At 61.9% G+C, this 19552-nt stretch carries 18 protein-coding genes; 11 read left to right on the forward strand and 7 right to left on the reverse strand.

Annotation, left to right across the window (positions count from 1 at the left end; genetic code table 11):
• The first annotated feature begins 35 nt into the window (after positions 1-35).
• A complete protein-coding gene (locus HMPREF2617_RS01810) occupies positions 36-626 on the forward strand; it encodes a TetR/AcrR family transcriptional regulator (RefSeq protein ID WP_070421969.1) in 591 nt (196 codons plus the stop codon).
• 11 nt (positions 627-637) lie between these two features.
• Positions 638-1996 (forward strand): AMP nucleosidase, encoded by a 1359-nt coding sequence (amn, locus tag HMPREF2617_RS01815; protein WP_070839394.1) that lies wholly within the window; start codon positions 638-640, stop codon positions 1994-1996.
• 143 nt (positions 1997-2139) lie between these two features.
• Here amn and HMPREF2617_RS01820 read toward each other — a convergent pair whose 3' ends face one another.
• The gene (locus HMPREF2617_RS01820; RefSeq protein ID WP_070452012.1) at positions 2140-3021 is read right to left on the reverse strand and encodes a hypothetical protein; all 882 of its coding nucleotides are present in this window, start codon (positions 3019-3021) and stop codon (positions 2140-2142) included.
• 36 nt (positions 3022-3057) lie between these two features.
• Between HMPREF2617_RS01820 and HMPREF2617_RS01825 the strand changes: the two genes are divergently transcribed.
• The 3 genes from HMPREF2617_RS01825 to HMPREF2617_RS01835 are packed head-to-tail and all read left to right on the forward strand — an operon-like array spanning position 3058 to position 5904.
• Positions 3058-3990 carry a Sir2 family NAD-dependent protein deacetylase gene (locus tag HMPREF2617_RS01825; RefSeq protein ID WP_070839397.1) on the forward strand — a complete coding sequence of 311 codons (933 nt, stop codon included), beginning with the start codon at positions 3058-3060 and terminating at the stop codon, positions 3988-3990.
• Positions 3987-5126: a glycosyltransferase 87 family protein gene (locus HMPREF2617_RS01830; RefSeq protein ID WP_070839400.1), complete on the forward strand. Its 1140-nt coding sequence runs from the start codon at positions 3987-3989 to the stop codon at positions 5124-5126. Before HMPREF2617_RS01825 ends, HMPREF2617_RS01830 begins: the two co-directional genes overlap by 4 nt.
• Positions 5086-5904: a CAP domain-containing protein gene (locus HMPREF2617_RS01835; RefSeq protein ID WP_070421974.1), complete on the forward strand. Its 819-nt coding sequence runs from the start codon at positions 5086-5088 to the stop codon at positions 5902-5904. Before HMPREF2617_RS01830 ends, HMPREF2617_RS01835 begins: the two co-directional genes overlap by 41 nt.
• On the opposite strand, the gene HMPREF2617_RS01840 is transcribed toward HMPREF2617_RS01835, so the two are convergent.
• Both HMPREF2617_RS01840 and HMPREF2617_RS01845 read right to left on the reverse strand, forming a co-directional pair.
• Positions 5891-6643, reverse strand: a complete 753-nt coding sequence (locus tag HMPREF2617_RS01840) for a hypothetical protein (RefSeq protein ID WP_083323155.1) — start codon at positions 6641-6643, stop codon at positions 5891-5893. The genes HMPREF2617_RS01835 and HMPREF2617_RS01840 overlap by 14 nt on opposite strands.
• Positions 6643-7707: an ROK family transcriptional regulator gene (locus HMPREF2617_RS01845; protein WP_070839406.1), complete on the reverse strand. Its 1065-nt coding sequence runs from the start codon at positions 7705-7707 to the stop codon at positions 6643-6645. Before HMPREF2617_RS01845 ends, HMPREF2617_RS01840 begins: the two co-directional genes overlap by 1 nt.
• 67 nt (positions 7708-7774) lie before the next feature.
• Between HMPREF2617_RS01845 and HMPREF2617_RS01850 the strand changes: the two genes are divergently transcribed.
• On the forward strand, positions 7775-9406 hold the full coding sequence (locus HMPREF2617_RS01850) for a DUF885 domain-containing protein (RefSeq protein ID WP_246821670.1): 1632 nt from the start codon (positions 7775-7777) through the stop codon (positions 9404-9406).
• Here the strand turns inward: HMPREF2617_RS01850 and HMPREF2617_RS01855 are convergent.
• Positions 9403-10422, reverse strand: a complete 1020-nt coding sequence (locus HMPREF2617_RS01855) for an AbrB family transcriptional regulator (protein ID WP_141743404.1) — start codon at positions 10420-10422, stop codon at positions 9403-9405. The genes HMPREF2617_RS01850 and HMPREF2617_RS01855 overlap by 4 nt on opposite strands.
• An 18-nt stretch (positions 10423-10440) precedes the next feature.
• Between HMPREF2617_RS01855 and HMPREF2617_RS01860 the strand changes: the two genes are divergently transcribed.
• Positions 10441-11190, forward strand: coding sequence for a TSUP family transporter (locus HMPREF2617_RS01860; protein WP_070829732.1), 750 nt, complete (start codon positions 10441-10443; stop codon positions 11188-11190).
• Here HMPREF2617_RS01860 and HMPREF2617_RS01865 read toward each other — a convergent pair.
• Positions 11161-12528, reverse strand: coding sequence for a basic amino acid/polyamine antiporter (locus HMPREF2617_RS01865; RefSeq protein WP_070829734.1), 1368 nt, complete (start codon positions 12526-12528; stop codon positions 11161-11163). The two genes, HMPREF2617_RS01860 and HMPREF2617_RS01865, sit on opposite strands and share 30 nt — an antisense overlap.
• 88 nt (positions 12529-12616) lie before the next feature.
• Between HMPREF2617_RS01865 and HMPREF2617_RS01870 the strand changes: the two genes are divergently transcribed.
• A complete protein-coding gene (locus HMPREF2617_RS01870; protein WP_141762980.1) occupies positions 12617-13261 on the forward strand; it encodes a Rib/alpha-like domain-containing protein in 645 nt (214 codons plus the stop codon).
• Here the strand turns inward: HMPREF2617_RS01870 and HMPREF2617_RS01875 are convergent.
• Positions 13239-15356 carry an ATP-dependent RNA helicase gene (locus HMPREF2617_RS01875; RefSeq protein ID WP_070839429.1) on the reverse strand — a complete coding sequence of 706 codons (2118 nt, stop codon included), beginning with the start codon at positions 15354-15356 and terminating at the stop codon, positions 13239-13241. The genes HMPREF2617_RS01870 and HMPREF2617_RS01875 overlap by 23 nt on opposite strands.
• 25 nt (positions 15357-15381) lie before the next feature.
• Here HMPREF2617_RS01875 and thpR point away from each other — a divergent pair, with 25 nt between their 5' ends.
• Positions 15382-15924 carry an RNA 2',3'-cyclic phosphodiesterase gene (thpR, locus tag HMPREF2617_RS01880; protein WP_070451970.1) on the forward strand — a complete coding sequence of 181 codons (543 nt, stop codon included), beginning with the start codon at positions 15382-15384 and terminating at the stop codon, positions 15922-15924.
• 1 nt (position 15925) lies between these two features.
• On the opposite strand, the gene HMPREF2617_RS01885 is transcribed toward thpR, so the two are convergent.
• On the reverse strand, positions 15926-17416 hold the full coding sequence (locus tag HMPREF2617_RS01885) for an HNH endonuclease signature motif containing protein (protein ID WP_070839418.1): 1491 nt from the start codon (positions 17414-17416) through the stop codon (positions 15926-15928).
• 235 nt (positions 17417-17651) lie between these two features.
• On the opposite strand from HMPREF2617_RS01885, the gene HMPREF2617_RS01890 reads away from it, so the two are divergent.
• Both HMPREF2617_RS01890 and HMPREF2617_RS11810 read left to right on the forward strand, forming a co-directional pair.
• Entirely contained in the window at positions 17652-17960 is a 309-nt protein-coding gene (locus HMPREF2617_RS01890; protein WP_070839421.1) for an alpha-ketoglutarate-dependent dioxygenase AlkB family protein, read from the forward strand.
• 140 nt (positions 17961-18100) lie between these two features.
• Positions 18101-18679, forward strand: a complete 579-nt coding sequence (locus HMPREF2617_RS11810; protein ID WP_083279376.1) for a hypothetical protein — start codon at positions 18101-18103, stop codon at positions 18677-18679.
• Positions 18680-19552 lie beyond the last annotated feature (873 nt).

A 19552-nucleotide genomic window follows, 5' to 3' on the forward strand; every position in this document is an offset into this window, starting at 1 on the left:
TAACACTAATGTCGGAAATCTTTTGGAGACATGGGATGACTGAAACTACCCTCCCGGGCCGCCGCTCGGACAGCCAAGACCCGCGTGCACTGCGCACGCGAAAGGCGCTTATCGACGCCACCATGCGCCTCCTCAACGACTACGAAGTCGCTGAGCTCAACGTCTCGCAAATCGTGAAAGAAGCAGGCGTGAGCCGTCAGGTGTTTTACCAGCACTTTGAGGACCGCGACGCCCTCGTGCTCGCCACCGCAGCGCAGTGGGTCTTGGCGGCCTACGGCAGTTTCGCGGAACGATTCAGCATTGACAAGAACTTTGAAGCGTCGGTCACTGCACTGGCACAGGCGACCGCTGGTCACTACACCGCCGCCACGCGCATCATCGACTCGCCGATCCACAGCCTCCTGGATAACCAGGTCTACGAGGTCATGCTGCCCACCATGCGCGAACAACTCCTGCCCCGCGCCGCCCGTTGGGAAAACGCGGACATGAAGCTTGTCGACGATATGGCCCGGTTCTACATCGCAGGCATGCAGCAACTCATTGAGCAGTGCATCCGCGAAGGCGTTCCCGCAGAGGAGTTTGGTCGCCGCGCCGAAGCCGTGCGCCGCGTGCTCATTCGTGAGTAGCCTGGCGGGGTATGAACCAGGTACGTGAGGTCGTCGAAAAGCTAAAAGCCCTGTACAACGCGTCGTGCGACATTGCACGCGCCGGGGACTTCGAACGCTACGGGGAAGTGCGCTACCCCAAACTCACCGTTGACGTGCTCGAATGGCGCCCCATCGACCGCTCCAAAACCTTCGGCTACGTCGACAAAGCCGGCACCTACTCCGCCGTCCTCTCCCGCCCCGACCTGCTCGAGGACTACCTCACCGCCCAACTCGAGGCGCTGACCTCGAACTATCCGTGCTCCATGCGTGTGGAGTACTCCGATATCGTCATCCCGCCCGCCTACATCAAGGGCACACCGCCTATCGACGAAACACGCAACCTGCCCCGACCCGCCCTCGACGACGTCCACGACGCCATCGTCGACGGCCACTGGGACGCCTTCCACGGTCCGGAAAAACCCCTGTTCCACTTCGGCCCGCAACGCTTCGACCTCGCCATCGCGCGACTCGAGCACTACACCGGCATCGACGTAGACACCCTGCAGCGCTACATCCTGTTCACCAACTACGCCATGCACGTCACCGAATTCGTGCGCTTCGGCCTGCGTGAACTTTCCGACCCCGACTCGCGCTACACCCGCCTCGTCCTCCCCTCCGGCGAAACAGTTTCCGACACCGTCGCGCTCGAAGACCTGGAGCTGGGGTCGAAGTTCCAGATGCCGCGCTACGACCTGATCACCGAAAACGGCGACGGCATCACCATGATCAACATCGGCGTCGGCCCCTCCAACGCCAAAACCATCACCGACTCGCTGGCCGTTCTGCGTCCGGAAGCGTGGATCATGATCGGCCACTGCGCCGGCCTGGACGCCCGCATGCGCATCGGCGACCTCATCCTCGGCAACGCCTACGAACGCCACGACCACGTTCTCGACGACTACCTGCGCCGCGAACTGCCCATCCCCGCCGTCCCCGAAGTGCAACGCACCCTGGAAAAGGCCGTGACCAAGGTGTACGGCGACGACACGTCGTTGATGCGCACCGGCACCGTCCTGTCCACCGGCGACCGGAACTGGGAGTGGAAAGACCCGCAGGACCTGTGGGAATGGCTCCGGGGATCCACCGCCGCAGCCGTAGACATGGAGTCCTGCACAATCGCCGCCAACGGTTACCGTTATCGCGTCCCGTACGGCGCCCTGCTCGCGGTGTCCGACCTGCCGCTGCATGCCGTGCCGAAACTGCCCGCCGGCGCCCAGGCGTTTTACTCCAACTCCAAGGAAGCCCACGTCATGTGTGCCGTGCGTGCGATGGAGAAGCTTGCCCGGCGCCCCGAACGTCTCCGGACCCGGAAGCTGCGCCGCACGATCGGTGAGGTCCCGTTCCGGTAGGCCCTTCGCGGCTTCATATGCAGGGCTCGATATGCGTAACCCCTGGTCACGGCGTTTTGCGGAAAATTGGCCGAAATTTCTGAAAACGCGCTGACCTGCACTTACGCATATCGAGCCCTGCATATGAACAAAACCTCGCACACCTAACGGCCAAGTTCGAGGCGCGCCCGCACCGCCCCGACGAACTCCTCGGGGTGCTCCTCCAGGTAGCGCGGCGCGTACCGGAGCAGGGGATGGCCGGCGTTGCCGAGGCGGTCGGCGCGCGTTTTCTCGTCGAGAAGTGCCTTGTGCGCAGGGCCGAAGGTGGTGTCGTCGTACTTCACGCGCCCATCGATCTCAACTCCCAACCACCCGTTAATCAGCAGGTCAACGCGGTACCTCCACCGGGTGAGTGTGACGTTGGCGCGGACGTCGGTGATGCCGGCTTCGATGAGCAAAGCGCGCGCGTAGGCCTCGGGTGCGGATTCGGACAGGGTCGACGCGTGCTGCGCGGCCAGGCGGGCGGCGGGTTTGCCTGGGAAGCGCGGCTCAGTTTCGACGAGGTGCTGCAGCTGGGCCGGTGTGAAGCCACCGCGTTGGACGAGCCAGTCTGCGGCGACGAGTGCGTGGGTGAAGCCGTCGAGGCGGGCAATGTCCAGAAAGGTTTGCAATGGTGACGTAGTGGACATGGCTTCCCCGCGGCGGATCCGGGAGGCGGGGAGTGTGCGTTGCACGTAGCGCACGCCGGCGGGCCATGTTGAGCGCCGTGGCACCGACGGCAACACCAGCGCGACCTGGTCTAGCGGCGTGTTCACGACCCACATGTCGTTGAGGTACGCGGAGGCGCGACCGGTGATCACGGCGGCGTGGACGGCAAGGCCCGCGCAGTAGGCCCGGGCCCAGTGCTGCTGGTGGACCTTCAAGGCGTCGAACGAGCGGCGCGCCAGCGCGTGTGACGTGGATAGGCGAAGCAGGTCGCTGCTGAGATATGTCTGCCCCCGGACGTCGACAAGGTTGGTTCTGATTTCGGTTTTCCATTCCCCCATGCAGGAAATCCTAGGTGGTTTGTACACTGCCTGGCGATGGAAACTTTCTTCGACGACCCCGCGATTGCGATGGCGCATCGGTCCGCTGTGCGTTCGATTGAGCGGGTGGTCAAGGAAACGGCAACGCCGACCCCGAACGCGCAGCAACGCGTCATAGAACAGTTAAGGAACCCAAAAACGCTGGTCATCACGGGCGCGGGTGTGTCGACGGATTCGGGCATTCCCGACTATCGCTCCGAAACCGGCCGTTTGACCAAGGGCCGTCCGATGACGTTTCAGGAGTTCGCGCATTCGCCGCGTCAGGTGCGTCGGTATTGGGCGCGTGCGTTCGTCGGTATGCAGTTCATGCGGGCGGCGCGGCCAAACCGGACGCATTTTGCGCTTGCGGAGCTCGAGCAGGCCGGCCTGATTCGTGGCATTGTCACGCAAAACGTCGATGGACTGCACACACAGGCGGGCTCGCGAAACGTGATTGCGTTGCATGGCGATATGGAGCATGTGGTGTGCCTGGACTGCAATGTGATGCATGAGCGATCGCTTATCGACGACCTCCTCACCGCCGCCAACCCCAACTACTTCAATTCTGTCGAGGTGGTCGGGACGATGATCAACCCGGACGGCGACGTGGAACTGCGCCAAGAGGACGTGGAGCGCTTCCGCATGATCACCTGCCCGAACTGTGGTTCGGAGCGCCTGAAGCCTAGCGTGGTCTACTTCGGCGAGAACGTGCCAAAGGCCACGCGAACACAGGCCGATCAGTGGCTGGCGGAGTCGACGGGTGTGGTTGCGATTGGCACGTCGCTTGCGGTGATGAGCGGCTACAAGTTCATTCTGGATGCGAAGAAGCAGGGCAAACCTACCGCTGTGATCAATGGCGGGCCGGGGCGTGCGGATACGAAGGTGGACACGCTGTGGCGCACCGACGTCGCTGACGCCATGGATGCGATCCTGGACGGGCTCGACTTGTGATTCTCCTGCTCATTGTTCTTGCAGTAGCGGTTTATCGTTACATCACTACGCCGTTGGAGACTGCGTTTTCCACCGCCTACCCAAGTGATCTCCACGTCTACGTGCTGGGCGGGCAGCAGGTGAAGGACCACCTGCCGCTCTATGCGCACGACCTGTTGCCGGGCTTGCCGTTTACGTATCCGCCGTTTGCGGGCGTGGTGTTTTCGTGGCTGCCAACCGAGGAGTGGTTCGGCGTCGCCTGGAAGTTGGCCAGTGTGGTGGTGTTGGCCGGGGTGGTGTGGGGGTCGTCGATAAGCAAGAAGCACGTGGTGCCGCTGGTGGCCTTTTTCGTGCTGTGCACGGAGCCGGTGCAGGGCACGCTGTACTTCGGGCAGGTGAACCTGCTGCTCATGGGGCTGGTGTGCCTGGATTTCCTGCCGAAGAACAGGCTGCCGGGCATCGGGACGGGCCTGGCTGCGGGGATCAAGCTCACGCCCGCGTTTTTCATTGTGTTGTTGATCTATCAGCGCAGGTGGGGAGCAACATTCGTTGCCGCGTTCACGTTTGTGTGCACTGCGGCGAGCGGGATGAACGTGGTGGACGCGCCGAACTTTTGGACGCGCGCGATCTTCAGCACGCAACGGATTGGGGTGGACGAGAATCCGGGGGCGCAGTCCATACGCCAAGTGCTGGCCCGCGCCGGGATGGATTCGACGCTGTTGTGGCTCACGCTGTGTGCCGCCGTGACCATCCTTGCGCTTCTTGCTTGTCGACGAGCCCCCGCACCCCTCGCCGTCTCCTTCATCGGCCTGACCGCGTGCCTGGTTAGTCCGTTTTCCTGGTACCACCACTGGGTATGGATCGTGCCGCTTGGCGTGTTCGTCTTCGAACGCTACGGCTCGGTGGCGCTCATGGTGCTGATGGCCCCGTACGCTTCGGTGGTGCTCTGGCCTGGCGCCCCGCAGTTCCTTTACATTGCCGTGCCAGTGCTCTTTATGGCGTGGTACGCGCTACCCTCGGGTTATGCGCATCCGTTTATACGCCGCAGCGACCGCGGCAGCCACAGCACTCGCTCTCGCCCCCGCAGCTTCAGCCGACCCGGCCCCCGTTACCGGCGTGGAACTCAACCAGCCCGCCGACCAGGTCATCGCGCTTGAGACGAAGTTCAACCTGACCAACGATGCGGAAACCGGCATCAGTGAACTGCGCAAGCTCCGCGGCGACATGTGGGACCAGAACGTGCCGTACGACGGAAAAACGCTCCGCACGGTTGCTGCAGAACAGGGCCTGGATACCCGCGAGAAGTACGTCAACGCGGTGCAACTGGACACCGGCTACAACCTGATCGCACTGCAGCGTGCGGTGGAGGCGGCGAAGAAGTTCGCGCACGTCCGCCCGTTCAACGCAACGTGTACGGACAACTGCGGCCCGGAGGACACCGCCACCATCGGCGGCAAAGGAGGCTGGGGCGCGAACCTGCACAGCACGGCTAACATGAGCCGCGCCATGCAGGGGTGGGGCTATGGCGAGCTGGCGGACCTGAAGCGTCTGAACGGCAAGTGGTCCGACGACAAGAACAGCATGACCGGCCACCTGCACACGTTCCTGAACCCCACCGTGACTCGTGTCGGTTTCGCCGGTGCGGTCACCGCTGAGGGCGAGGCATCGGCTGCGGTGGTGGGATACAAGCCGACCGACGTGGAATCCATGCCGCAGGGTTCCCAGAAGGTGGTTCTGCACCGTCCGGCGGATGGCAACGAAACCCCGAACACCACGCCGAAGAAGTTGGTCTTCGCGGGTGTCGGCGATAAGTCGCCGGACGACGTGCGTCGGACCGTGGGCATTGTGTTGACGGTGCTGTCGATCCTGGCCGCGATTGTGAAGTTCATCGAGCCATACCTGCGCCCGATCGCCGATAAGTTTATGGGGCGATAGCCTCGGCGACTTGGTCGAGGGCATCCATGGTGTCCTCGTAGCTGCCGTCGGCGCTGCGCGCGCCGATGGCTACCCCAACGTGTTTGATCCAGCCGAGTTGGCGGGTGTGCCAGGAGCCGTCTTCCTCCACGTCTGACCAGCCGCCTTTGAACGGAACCCCCAACTGGCCGAGCCCGTAGGCCTGGTCTTCGGTGATGTTGCGCATGTCCGCCAGGACGGGTTGGGATTGGTCGCGGGTGCTTAAGTAGTGGGCGTATTTAGCCTGGTCGGCGAACGTCCAGCTGGTGGTGCCAAACGCGCTGCGCACGTTGACGTGCGGCCCGGCTTTTTCGATTTCCTCGCCGACGAGTTTGGCGGCTTCGAGGTCGTCGCCCATGCAGTCCCATAGGGCGCGGGCGGAGTCGTTGTCGGACCATTCGATGGAGGCCTGGGTGAAGTCCGCGATGGTGGCGTGGTCGTATTCGCAGTGCCGTTCGGCGGCGCGTGCGATGGGGATTTTGATGGTGGACCAGGCCGGCAGGGTGTCCAGGGAGCCGGCTTGGGTGAGGGTGGTGCCGTCGTAAAGAGCGACGCCCACCTCGGTGTTTGTCGCCTCCTCAATCTTTGCGACGACCCCCTCAAGGCCCTCATACTGCTCCTGCGTCTGCGTCGGTACTGCCTCGGTCTGCAGCGGCTCAACCGGAACTTCTGCGGAGCAGCCGGCCAGCAGCAGGGGAATAACCCAGGCGACCTTGCGCATTACGCCCCCGCAACCGCCAGGGGCTCGCGAAGCACGTAATCCAACGCCACGGCGCGGGCGATGTCGCGCACCACATCCTTGTGGCTAGGGATCAGGCGCAGATCGATAGGGCCGGAGGTATGTTCGCGGACGGTGCGGGCGAAGGGGGCGGAGGCGAGGGGGTCGTCGATAAACGCACTGCCAGCAACAACCACGGTGTTGGGGCAGTGGTCGGAGCACAGCCCAGCCACGAGCGTGCCAAGGCCGCGGGCGCGGCTGTCGAGCGCGGAACGGGTTGCCTCCCCGGCGTCCTCCACCGCCTGGCGCAGGGTGCGGATCGTGGGCACATCGATGGCGTCCAGCAGGCCCTGGGTGGTCAGCTCGCCCTGCTCGACCTCGATGGGGTTGACCCCTTCGGGGCTGGAGATGGCGCAGGCGAGGGAGTCGTCGGCAAACAGCGCCATGACCGACGGGGTGTCCAGGTCTGCGGTGGATTGCATCTCAGAGCCGACAATCGCGCTGGAAATCGAGGTGACCTGCACCGGCACGGAGAACTGCTCGCGCATCTGATCGCCGATGTTTACCCCGTCCCAGCCGAGGTTGGGGGCGTAGACGTCGCCGCTGCCGCGCACCGTGCCGGATGTGGTCACGCCCACGGTGGCTAGCGGGCGGCCGACGCTGGTGGTCAGTTTGTTCAGGCCGGCCATGATGTGCTGGATGAAGTCGTCCTCGCTCATACGCGAGACCGGCAGGTCCACGTCCACGCTGCGCAGGGTGCGACCCTTGAGGTCGAACAGGGCGATGTAGGTGGAGTCGGTGCCCACGGACACACCCGCGTGCGTTTCGGTGGTTTCGGCGAGTTCGAGGGGGATGGTGGGCCGTCCGCGGCCTTGGGATTGGGTGAGGTCGTTGCGTTCGGTGACGTATCCGGCGTCGACAAGCGCCGCGATTGCGCGGGTGACAGTGGGCTGGGACAGGCCGGTCGCGCGGACGAGCTCGCTGCGGGAGGTGAGTTCCTGCAGGCGAATGAGGTGCAGGCATTTCGCCGCGGGAGTACGAGGACGAGAAAACGAAGCCCAAGTCATGATGAATATATTTACTGGATGGTGCGACGAATTGTCCATTTGGCCAGCTCCTATACAATCGCCCAGCATGAGCCAACCCATGCGCGAGCCGTCGCTTCTCGACGCCACCTGCGAGGATTTCGTTTACGACCTCGCAGCCATCTCTCCCACGCTGGCAACCCAAATTGGCATCGATGGCCACGACGGCGAATTGCAGGACTTTTCCCCCGAGTACTGGGACCGGGTCGCAGACCGCATGCGCGACCTCATCGCCGACGTTGACGCATTGAACGACTCCACCGATGACTCCGACGACGAAGACGACTTCGACGACGTAGACAACCTCACAGCCGCCATCCTGCGCGACCGCCTGTGTATGAAGCTCGAGCTTCACCACCGCGGCGAGCTCCTGCGCCAGCTGAACAACATTGCCTCGCCGATTCAGGAGATCCGCGACTCGTTCGCGCTGATGCCGCGCGTGACGGAGCAGGACTTCGACGCCATCGCCGCCCGCATGTCGCGCATCCCGGCAGCGCTCGCCGGCTACCGCGAATCCCTGGCAGAGGCTGCCTCTGCCGGCGATGTGGCATCCCACCGCCAGATCGACGCCGTGATCAACCAGTGCGAGGCGCTGGGCGAAAGCGACTCCCAGCTCGACGAACTGGGCCTCCCGCCGGAGTCCAAGATCGTCGAAGAGGCGAAGGCCGCGTTCACACAGATGGCCGACTGGCTCTCCACCGAACTCGGACCCAAGTCGCCCCACGACGATGCCGTGGGCCGCGAGCGCTACGAACTGTTCGCCGAACTTTTCCACGGCCGCAATGTGGACCTCGACGAGGGCTACGCCTGGGCGCAGGAGGAACTGAAGCGCACCGTCGATAAGCAGAAGCAGATCGCGCGCAAGCTTTACGACGACGACTCCGTCGCCGCCGCATACCGCCACCTGAACCAGGACGAGCGTTACACCATCCACGGCACCGACAACCTCCTCGCCTGGATGAACAGCGTCAACGAAGACGTGGCCAACGTGTTCCCGATCCCCGAGGGCATGCCCCCGGTGGAGTGCGCCATCGACCGCGCCGGCTCCGGCGGTATCTTCTACACCCCGCCAAGCGACGACATGATCCGCCCCGGCACCATGTGGTGGTCCGTCCCAGAAGGCCAGGAGACGTTCCACACCTGGCAGGAGTTGACCACCGTGTTCCACGAGGGCATCCCGGGCCACCACCTGCAGCACGCCTACGCCCTGCTCAACCGCGGTGAACTGAACATTTGGCGACGCTCCGTCTGCTGGAACTCCGCCCACGGCGAAGGTTGGGCGCTCTACGCCGAGCACCTCATGGATGGCTACCGCGAAGACCTCGGCTACCGCATGGGCCTACTCGACTCCATGCGTCTGCGCCTCGCGCGCGTGATGGTGGACATCGGCGTACACCTGAAGAAGACCACCCCGGAAGGCACCGGCGTGTGGGACGCCCAGTACGCCAAGGCCTTCCTGCGCGACAACACCGCCATGGCGGAAGCCAACCTGGCCTTCGAGCTGGACCGTTACATGGGCTGGCCGGGCCAAGCCCCGTCGTATGCCCTGGGTTTCAAGGACTGGATCGACCTGCGCGACCAGGCCCTCAGCCGCGGCATGACCCAGGACGAGTTCCACACGAAGGCGCTGAGCCTGGGCTCAATGCCGATGGATATCCTGGCCCACGCGATCCTGCACTAGTCGTCTCGCTCGATTCGTTTCAGGATTCGGGGGACGAACCCGGCGAAGATCAACACGCAGATCAGCCGGATGAGCTGCAGTGCCACCACGGCGGGCCCGGCTCCGCCTTCTGCGGATAGGGCGAGCGCGGTCTCGAGCGCGCCGGGTGTGGTGGCGAGGTAGCCCTCGTAGAGGGTCAGACCCAGCCACTTGGCTACGACCCACCCGATGCCCGCACAGAACACCATGAGGCCGACGATGTAGGCCATCGTCGCCGGCAGCAGTTTGGAAAACGCCTTCAACGCCGGCACGGACAGGCCGCCGCCGCACATCCAGCCAAGCGCTAGGAATGCCGTAATGCTCAGTGGTTCCGGGGGAACAATGGTGAAGTCCGCGAACGACCCAACCAGTACCGTGACCAGCATCGGCCCGAAAATGGACGGGTTGGGCAGCCGAGAAACCTTGCCGAGTGGAATTCCCACCCCGATCAGTGCCGGCACCAGCAGCCACATCCACCAGTAGGGTTTGAGGTGCATGACTTCGCCGGCGGCGGGCGCATCCAAAAATGACACCACCACTGGCAGTGTTATCGACACCGTCAGCAAGCGCAGGTACTGGCTCAGGCTGACGTAGCGCATGTCCGCGCCGAGGTCCCGAGCCAGCGCCGGCATCAGCGACGCCCCTCCCGGCAGCAATGACAGTACGCCCGTCTTCCTGGAGACACCATGGTTTGCCAACACCAGGCCACCAAAGAATGCCACCGCAATCACCAGCACCGCCGCAAGCAGGCCCGGAAGCAAGAACGGCAGCAAATCACCTGGGGGAATTCCCACCAAAGGTAGCGCCGCCACCACGCCGATCACACCGCGGGCGAGGGTGAACAGGTGCTCGTTGACCGGCAGGTCGCGCTCGGTAGCAATCGCCACCGAACCCGCACCAACGATGCCAGCGAGAATCCACGCAGCCGGCACGTGCAGGTAGGTAAACGCCAGACCACACAACACCGACAATGGGGCGGCGACGATCCAACGGTTCATGTGGTGCATAGTAGTCGTATGCTCGCCTTCCTTATCGCTGCCTCAGCGTTCGCCGGTTGGATCGATGCGGTGATCGGCGGCGGCGGCCTCGTGCTCATCCCGATACTCATGGCGACGACCGGCATGCCCGCCGCATCCGTGCTCGCCACCAACAAGGTTGCGGCGATCAGCGGCACCGCCTCGGCCGCAGTTTCGCTCGTGCGCCGCGTCGGGGTGCCCAAGTTCACGTGGATTTATGCCCTCATCGCAGGCATCGCCGCCGCGCTTGGAGCAACTGCAGTTTCGCTTATCGACGACTCCATCGCCAACCCGATCATCATCACCCTCCTAATCGCCGTCGGCATCTTCGTGGTGGTCAAACCGACGTTTGGGACGACCGGGGAGAGAAGGGTGTCGTCGATAAGAATTGCGCTGGGATTCGCAGCAGCGGCGCTGATCGGCGCCTACGACGGCATCTTCGGCCCGGGCACCGGCATGTTTTTGATCATGGCGTTCACCGCCATTTTCACGCAGCAGTTTCTCCAGTCGGCGGCGATGGCCAAAGTGGTCAACACCGCCACGAATCTCGGCGCGCTGATTGTCTTTGGCGTGGGTGGCTACATCGATTGGAAACTGGCGCTGATCTTGGCGGTGGCCAACGTGATCGGCGCGCAGATCGGCACGAGAACGGTGCTCAAGGGCGGCTCCAAACTGGTGCGCGTCGCCCTGCTCATCCTCGTGGTGGTGCTGTGCGTGAAACTACTCAAGGACCAGGGAGCCATTGGCTAGGCCATAAATGGCCGCAACCGCGCCGACCAGCACCAACGCCACAACGAACCACTCAAAGGTGTTGAAGGAACGCTCGTTGTTGGCGCGCCGGGTAGCCACGTACGGCACCATGCCCGGCACCACCGCCAGCGCGCCCAACAGCACGTATACCGGGTCCGCCGCGTAAATCAGCCATAGCGAGTACACCGAACCGATCAACCCCACCACCAAGTGAACGTGGTTATCGCGCGCGATGAGCACCAGGTAGATGGAGGAGAAGATGTAGGGCAGCAGGTACATGATCGTGGCCAACTGCACCATGCCGTTGTACGACGCCGCCGAGACAAAGAACACAACCACGAACAACTGGATCACAATGGTGGACAGGACCTGGGCGTTCTTCGTCGTCGCCAATCGCTTGGGCAACAACCCATCGCGGGCCATCATCACAATCGGCTCGGCGCACAGCATCTGCCACGACACGTACGCACCCAGCACCGACAAGCACAGACCGATAGAGACCAGCGCGCCACCCCACGGGCCGACAACTGCCTCAAGCACGGCACCCATCGAGTTGTCCGGCAGCGCCGCCAACTCTTCCTGGCTGAGCACACCGTAGGACAGGGTGGACACCGCCACGAGCAGGGCCAACACCGACAGGAAGCCGATGATGGTCGCACGGCCCACATCGCTGCGGCGGCGAGCCTGCTTGGAGTACACCGACGCGCCCTCGATACCGATGAACACCCACACCGTGTACAGCATGATGCCCTTCAACTGAGCGCTAAACGGTGCGCTGTTGGCGTTGCCCCAGAAGTCGGTGGTGAAGCGGTCCCACGAGAACCCCAGGAACGCCACCAGCACAATAAACGCCAGGATGGGTACGAGTTTTGCCACGGTGGTGACCACGTTCATCACCGCCGCCTGCTTCAGGCCGCGCGTCAGCCCCCACAGGATCAGCCAGCTCATTGCGGACACCGCGATTGCCAACACCCAGCGGTTCTGCAGCACCGGCACATAGTGGCTCAGTGTGCCGAAGAACAAGGTGGCATACCCAACCTGGGCCATCACCGAGCCGAGCCAGTAGCCCCAACCTGCGGTAAATCCGATGAAGTCACCCAAGCCGGCGCGCACGTAGGCGTACACGCCGGAGTCCAGGTGGGGTTTCCTCACCGCCAGGATCTGGAACACGAAAGCAATGGACAACATGCCGACACCGGCAATTGCCCAACCAACAAGCATCGCTCCGGGGCTCGCGACCGAGCCGATGTTTTGGGGGAGCGCGAAAATGCCGGAACCAATGGTCGATCCGATGATGAGGGAGACCAGCGTCCAGACCGAAACGGTGCGCTTTGTCATGGCGACTAACACTACCCCAGGGGTTGTCTACTACAATCATCAATCGATACAGAACGTTTAAAGCATAAACAACTGAGGGAGGCGGCAAATGCGCAAGAGAATTGCGGCAATGACATGTGCCATTGCACTGTCGTTGGCAACCGTTTCCCCAGCGTATGCCGATGACGGATACAAACAAACAGCAGTCGTGCCGGGCCTGACCGCCACCATCGAGGCACCCCTGCCCATCGGCGAAGCCTGGTACGAAGCCGAAGACTTACCGCGTTGGGCAACCTTGAACCCCGACGGTTCCATCCACCTCACGCCGGGGGAGGGGGTTACCCCCGGTGTGTACGAGTGGCCCGTCCGCGCAGTGCTTGCCGACGAGACCGAGCGAGTCTTCTCCGTCCGCGTCACCATCAGCAAGGACGCTTCGACCGACCTCAACCAGGAAGGCGCGATCCTCGACGCGCTCGTCGAATACGCCCCCGAGGTCTCCCCGAAGTGCTCCGCCACCGCCATCGGCGTCGGCCTGCCACTGCTCGTGCTACTGCCGCTTGGGTTCGCCTCCCAGATGAGCCTGCCGCTGGCCGCGCGTCAGAACGACCTCAACCTGGTCGTCGAGAACGCCCTGAGCGTCGATCTGAAACTTCGGGACCTCAACTCCCGCGACGTTGACCTCGGCATCGCCGCCATCCTCGCCGTCGCAGGCCTCGCTGGCGCAGGCGCGATTATTTCCCAGTGTGTGAAGTAGGGTCCTCCGGCCACGCGTGCTTGGGGTAGCGGCCCCGCATCTCCTTGCGCACCTGCTGGTACGGCCCCGCCCAAAAACTGTCCAGGTCATCCGTCACCGCAAGCGGCCTACCCGCAGGCGACAGCAGGTGGTACAGCACCTTCACGCCCGCGACTGTTTGGCCGTGTTTGCCAAACATGTGCTGCAGTTTCACCCGCTTCACCGGCCTGCCAGAAGCGTACTCAAACTCCTTCGGCGCCACCTGGTCCAACTCCGCGACCTGCTTCCAATCCAGTTGCCGCAGCATCGCCGCCCGCATATCGCAATTGCCTATCGACGACCCCCTCGCCACCTCGGAAACCTCAACCGAATAGTCCCCTTCGCTCACATCCGGCCACCCAAGGGTGGCGTGCAGGAAGTCCAGCCGTTCCTTCAGGTGCTGCTCCTTGTCGGTGAGCGGGAAGTCCTCAAACCGCAGGTGGGTGAGCGCTTCCGCCGCCTCGTCGGGAGTCAGTTTGATCGGGGTGGAGGAGAGCTCAATCGCACCGACGGAGGTGACGAGCCGGCCGCGTACCTTGTCGTCGACAAGCATTGCTTTCTTGGTTTCGGTCACCCTGTCCTGCGGAAACGCGATCGGTTCGGCATCTCGGATGATCACCTGTGTCGGTGTGCGCTGGATCTCCGCTGCCGCGATCCACTCACTATGCGAGTTGAACTTCGCGCGCGTCCCCGACGCCAACAGGTACTCGCCCTCGCCGACCTTCTTCGCAATCCATTGCGGAAACGCCGCCGCAATCACCTCGCCGGGGTTCGCCGGGCCTTTGTCGTCGACAAGCCTGCGCAGCCGCTTCGCATCCACTTCGCCAGCAAGCCGCGCGATCGTGCCCGCTGCCTGCGAACCGAACGTCAACAGTGCCGCGCCCAGCCGCGGATCCAGCGGGAAACTGGCCAACCTCTTGCCAAAATCGGTGATTTTTCCGTTGCTTAGCGCCCCAATCGCCTCCAGATTCTGCTCCGCCTCCGTGTAGTCCTTCGGCTGATCCAACAGTGGCAAGTCCGGCGACGCCCACGCCTTCATAGTCAGCAGCGCACCCGTCAGATCCGCCGTGAGGATCTCGGGTGTGATGTCCGCCTGGAAGTTGGCGTAATCGTCGCGCGAAAACACCCGCACAACCTCGCCCGGACCGAGCCTGCCCGCACGACCCGCACGCTGATCCGCACTCGTCTTCGCCTCCGACACCGTGACCAGGCCCGTCATGCCCCTGTTATCTCTCTTGGGCACCCTGGACAGGCCTGCGTCCACCACCTTGCGCACGCCCGGCACAGTTATCGACGACTCCGCCACCGACGTCGCCACAACCACCCTCGCTGGCCCGTTCAGCGCCTCATCCTGCTCCTTGCTGCTCTGCCTCCCATGGAGGGGGACCGCATCGTCCAGGAACCCGCACACCGAATCCACCTCGCGCACACCCGGCACAAATACCAAGGTCCGCTCCGTGCCGTGCGTCTGTTGCGCCACGTGTTTGTAGAACTCGCGCGTTCCCCGGATCCTGTCCGGGTGGGGCGCATACGTGATGTCCAGTGGGTGCGTCACCGCCTCCGTGGACAGGACCTGCGCGCCCATATGGTCGGCAAACTTTTGCGCGTCCAGGGTGGCGGACATGGCGGTGAGGTAGAGGTCGTCGCGAAGCAGCGCGACCTCCATACACATCGCTAACACCAGGTCCGTGTCCAGTTGGCGCTCGTGCACCTCGTCGATCACCACCGCACCGACCCCCTCCAAACCGGGGTCCTTGAGCAGGCGATTCAACAACACCCCGGGGGTTACGAACTCCACCTCGGAGCCATCCTTGTGCTCCCCGCGGATGGAGTAACCGACTTTGGTGCCGAGCGGCGTGCCGTCGAGAAACGCAAGCCTCCTCGCCGCCGACCGCACCGCCACCCTCCTTGGCGCCGTGACCAGCGTCTTTCCTGCAATGTTTGCGATCGCCGGCGGGATCAACGTCGTCTTGCCCGTACCCGGCGGCGCTTCCACCACAAGGGGACCGTGGTGGGGGATCTTGTCCACGACTTGCGACACCGGAAGGTCGCGGCCGATTTTCGCCAGGTCGAACATGGCAATCCAGGGTAGCGTGTGGGCCATGAGACGCCTCTTCGCAGCGATCGTCCCACCCGACGAAGTCCGCGAACACCTCATCACCGCCCTGCGCCCCATCCGGGACTTCTCCGGCACCGAAGTGCGCTGGTCTGACCCGGACAATTGGCACATCACGCTGGCGTTTTACGGCAACCAACCCAACGACGCCGACCTGGTCACCGATCATCTCTCCCAAGCGACTGCCTTCACTCGGCCCCTCCGCTTGCATCTGCGGGGCGCCGGCTGCTTCGAACGCCGCACCATGTGGATCGGAGTCGGCGGCGACAAAGCACCTCTGAAAGACCTCATGGCGGACTGCCAACTCGACCCAGATGCGCGCCGCCGCCAACGTGCGCATCTCACCGTCGCCCGCACCGGGACGCGCACCAGGGACCCATTGCTTCTCGACGACCACGCCCACGCCCTCGCCATCTACACCGGACCAGAATTCGCCGTCGACGAAGTGCTCCTGCTCGAGTCCCACCTGGGCAAGGGGAGAAGTGGCGGGCCGAAATACGACGTGGTGGACAAGTTCTACCTGCGGTGATCTACGTTGCCAGCCCAAAGTTGTCCCCATCGATATCAAGCACCAGGTTTTTAAGGTCATCAAATCTGAATCTGCGAGCGAAGTAAGGCAGATCAATCTTTGGTTGTTCGTGGAACGGGTTTTCCTCTGGGTAGTAGTCTTCCGGGTCTGGGAACGGCAGTTCCTCGTCGTCCGGTTCTGGAGGGAGTGGCTCTTCCCACGGCATTTCGGGTGCGAATGGGAATTCCATGTTGTATTCCTGCTCGAGTTCTTCGATCGCGGTGGTGGCTGCTTCTTCGTCGAGGGTGTCGTCGAAAATGTCCAGGATTCGGTGACCTTTGGCGTAGAACTCCGCTGCCCGGGCACGGTTTTTCCGTACGTTGGCCAGGCTGGACTTCCACCGCGGGTTCGTCGGAGTGACTTGCTCGTTGAGGAGACCTTCCGGTGTGCAGATTTCGTATGTGCCGTCCGCGAAAAGCCAGACGATGTCACCGGTGACCGGATCGGGAATGTAGAACCCGCGACGATCCGTTTTCAGATTGTGGTGGTGTTGGCACAGCGCGAATAGGTTGTCCACTGTCGTTTCGCCACCTTCGCCGTAAGGGATGCGGTGGTCGAGCTGGCACTGCTGTGCTGCGCGGTTACAGCCAGGGTAAATGCAGGTGCCGTCACGGGCGATGACAGCGTGACGCATCGCCTCGTTCGGTGCGTAGCCGCTTAGTTTCTGTACGGCTGCTGCGTCGAGGTCGCGTTCGACGTGGTCGGTGGACGCCAACCAGTCTTCAAAGGCTGCGGTGGTTTCAGCATCGGTCCAACCCAACCCGGGGAGGAACACTGGGTCGCCTTCTTCGCGGTCTTTCGGGCTGTACACGTTGAGCACCGGTGTGACGGATGCGCCCGCGATTTCACCGGACAGCAACTTCAAAGCGGCCTCGGGCATGCTGAGGCCGTGCTCACGGGCGACAGCTTTCACACTTGCGCCGACACGACCGGCGGCGATTGGGTTGGTGAATATCTCTATCGACGCGCGGTCCTCCCCGCCGAATGAGAAGCAGTCGATCCGGAACGTGTCGCTCGTATCCTGTTCGCGTTCATCGCGCTTCTTTGCGTTGTACCCGCGCGACTTGTCTAGGCGTTTAATTGCAGCGCGGATGCGGTCGGTGACAGTCTTGCGTTGCGGAATCTGCTGGTTGTTGCGTTTGGGGGTGAAGGTGTCGACCAGGATCTCGTCGATAAGCGCGAGTGCTTCCTCGTCTGGATCTGGGCCGAGCTCCTCGATCGCGGTATATGCAGCGGTCAGGTGGCCGATGTCCATCACCCGTGTGTTGCTCTGTAGCGCGCGAAGCCGTGGAAGTTCTTGTAGGACTGCATGTCCGAGGATCGCGTTCTTTACAAACCCCTTGTTCCAACTGGTGGCCGATTGCACCTTCTCAACAGTGAGGTCGAAATCATCCACCTCGAGGCCCGGATATGCGTACTCGCCGAACATTGTCCAGTAAATATCGCGAATCATTTGAGCGTTTCGGCTGTCTGGATCATCTGGTCGCTGACTGCGGAAAATTTTCGGTGGTGCGGTTGCCGTTGTCATGGTCCCCCCTTTCGTCTATGGTGCTATAGTATCGAACAAACAAGCGATACGCAAGGGGGTATAACGGAATAATGAAGAATAAAGAGTTCAGGTGTTCGAACATCCTGGGTGGCTATTTTGAAGATCATATAAAACGGCCACGACACGGTATGTTGGGCAGATGCTTTTCGACGCCACCGTGATCCCACGCGAACCCAACCGCGTCATGCCTGGGGTGGTGCATTTACCTGCGTTTTTCACCTCTGATGAGCAGCGGGAAATTATCGAACAAGCGCGCGAATTAGCGAGGTCGGTTGCCGGCGCGCCGGTGGCGATGCGCCAACCACGGGTAGGCAAAGGGCGGATGGATGCGTGGATGCTGTCGCTCGGGTGGTTCTGGGCGAATTCTTTAACCACTGATCTATTTCCCACCACTCCCTGGGGCGCCAACGGCGACAGCGTCAAGTTGTTTTTGAGCCGAAAAGATTAAGGCGCTCCAAAAAGGAGTGCAACCTTTGGAACCACTGTGGATACTAAAGTTCCAGAAGTGATCTGAACTATTGCCCTTTCTGCAGGTAGGCGGTTAGTTTCAAAAGTGTCTCCAATCCAGTCCACCACTAGAGAGGTACTATGTTTTTTCACCGTAATCGTGTCCTCGCAGGGGCAGTCACGCTGACCATTGCATGCTCGGTCGCGTCAGTGTCAGCCGCGTACGCTACTCCGTCACCCACCGACGCCCCCTCTATCAGCACTCAAAAGAGCAATGGTAAAGGGATTTCCACGAAGCATGCAGCGGGCACCAGCACTGAATTTGACCCTGCATTTGCCGAACAGGCACAGCAAATGGAAGCCGACCTGAAAACCATCATGTCTATTCCAGATGAAGTCCTCCTTCAAGGCGATGCTGCTACTCAAACATGGGTCCAGCAAAACCTTGTGACAGGGACACCGGGGGTAACTACTTACGCCAGTGTTCTTGGGTGTACTGGGGCAATTACGGGGATGATCGCAGGTAATTTGGTTGGAGCCGCCAAACTTCTCAAGATAAAGCGCTATATCAAAGAACTTGGAGGAGTGGCGGAAGCCGTTCGCGTCATGTGGGGGGCGAGCTTCAGCTACGAGAAGCTGCAAGCTCTCGGTGGAGCTGTCGGTGCACTCGCGGCGGAGCTCGTAGGAATCGCTGGCGTGCAGGAAAAGTGCTTCGACTAGCGCACGCATGTAGCAATAGTTGCACAAGAGGAAGATATGCTCGAAAAACTAGAGTACATAGGGTCTTGTTTGTCAATTGGGGCGGCAGTAGTGGCCATCGTTACGGGGCAGTTCGTCTTAGCGCTTGTTCTCGCAATCATCGGAGTGTGGGGACTAAAGCCAAACAGAAACCTCTCGAAGGCCCAAGAAATCGATTCGAGCCTACCCATCCCCTCAGCGTCTGCAATCAAGCAGTTCCGACAAGACAATCCGGACTTCTCGCTCACTGAATCAATTGTTGAGCTGCAGAAACGAGATGCTAAAAATGGAAAATGCGACCCTATCTAGTTTGCTTATCTTGGGAAAGTTTTACCCCGAAGCTGGCAAATTCCCTGGTTCGGGTACTGCTGGTCGTTGTCCCCCTTTTTGTTGAGGCTCTGGGATGGTGCCAAACAGATAAAACATGGACAGCGCCCCAAGCAAAAATAGAAATCAAGGCAAATGCCTAGGAACAAAACTCGGGGCACTTCAGAGTGGAAAGGTACTTTGGGTCGCGGAACAAAGCCTAAAGGTGCTCTAGTTTGAAGTGCTATCGCCTCGCTTTTCGATTGGATATCGGGGGTTCTGATCGGCCGGTTCTGGCATCGCTTTTGATTCAACGTCGATAAGTTGATAGTTGAAAATTCGATTGCTGGGTGGCGGGACGAACCGTAACTTTCATGCTTCACTGTTCTTCTATGGTTTCCATCGATGCAACTCTGGGTGCTTAATGTGTTTATTAAGGCGTTTCATTCTGGCCGCGTAGTAATAGCGCTGGTGTTGTGCTTGCTGGCTCTTACTCTGTGGGGCGGTCAAGTCCCGTGTAGTGGTGTAGCCGTTTGTGCTTTCGGCTCG

It is taken from the genome of Corynebacterium sp. HMSC070H05, from assembly GCF_001837615.1.
In the GTDB taxonomy this organism is placed as follows: Bacteria; Actinomycetota; Actinomycetes; order Mycobacteriales; family Mycobacteriaceae; genus Corynebacterium; species Corynebacterium coyleae.

Coding starts and splice junctions, on each gene's coding strand:
- HMPREF2617_RS01885 (WP_070839418.1), bottom strand. CDS start 17,416: ATGATTCGCGATATTTACTGGACAATGTTCGGCGAGTACGCATATCCG.
- HMPREF2617_RS01860 (WP_070829732.1), top strand. CDS start 10,441: ATGCTCGCCTTCCTTATCGCTGCCTCAGCGTTCGCCGGTTGGATCGAT.
- HMPREF2617_RS01840 (WP_083323155.1), bottom strand. CDS start 6,643: ATGCGCAAGGTCGCCTGGGTTATTCCCCTGCTGCTGGCCGGCTGCTCC.
- HMPREF2617_RS01870 (WP_141762980.1), top strand. CDS start 12,617: ATGCGCAAGAGAATTGCGGCAATGACATGTGCCATTGCACTGTCGTTG.
- HMPREF2617_RS01890 (WP_070839421.1), top strand. CDS start 17,652: ATGCTTTTCGACGCCACCGTGATCCCACGCGAACCCAACCGCGTCATG.
- HMPREF2617_RS11810 (WP_083279376.1), top strand. CDS start 18,101: ATGTTTTTTCACCGTAATCGTGTCCTCGCAGGGGCAGTCACGCTGACC.
- HMPREF2617_RS01855 (WP_141743404.1), bottom strand. CDS start 10,422: ATGAACCGTTGGATCGTCGCCGCCCCATTGTCGGTGTTGTGTGGTCTG.
- HMPREF2617_RS01810 (WP_070421969.1), top strand. CDS start 36: ATGACTGAAACTACCCTCCCGGGCCGCCGCTCGGACAGCCAAGACCCG.
- HMPREF2617_RS01865 (WP_070829734.1), bottom strand. CDS start 12,528: ATGACAAAGCGCACCGTTTCGGTCTGGACGCTGGTCTCCCTCATCATC.
- HMPREF2617_RS01825 (WP_070839397.1), top strand. CDS start 3,058: ATGGAAACTTTCTTCGACGACCCCGCGATTGCGATGGCGCATCGGTCC.
- HMPREF2617_RS01820 (WP_070452012.1), bottom strand. CDS start 3,021: ATGGGGGAATGGAAAACCGAAATCAGAACCAACCTTGTCGACGTCCGG.
- amn (WP_070839394.1), top strand. CDS start 638: ATGAACCAGGTACGTGAGGTCGTCGAAAAGCTAAAAGCCCTGTACAAC.
- HMPREF2617_RS01850 (WP_246821670.1), top strand. CDS start 7,775: ATGAGCCAACCCATGCGCGAGCCGTCGCTTCTCGACGCCACCTGCGAG.
- thpR (WP_070451970.1), top strand. CDS start 15,382: ATGAGACGCCTCTTCGCAGCGATCGTCCCACCCGACGAAGTCCGCGAA.
- HMPREF2617_RS01875 (WP_070839429.1), bottom strand. CDS start 15,356: ATGTTCGACCTGGCGAAAATCGGCCGCGACCTTCCGGTGTCGCAAGTC.
- HMPREF2617_RS01845 (WP_070839406.1), bottom strand. CDS start 7,707: ATGACTTGGGCTTCGTTTTCTCGTCCTCGTACTCCCGCGGCGAAATGC.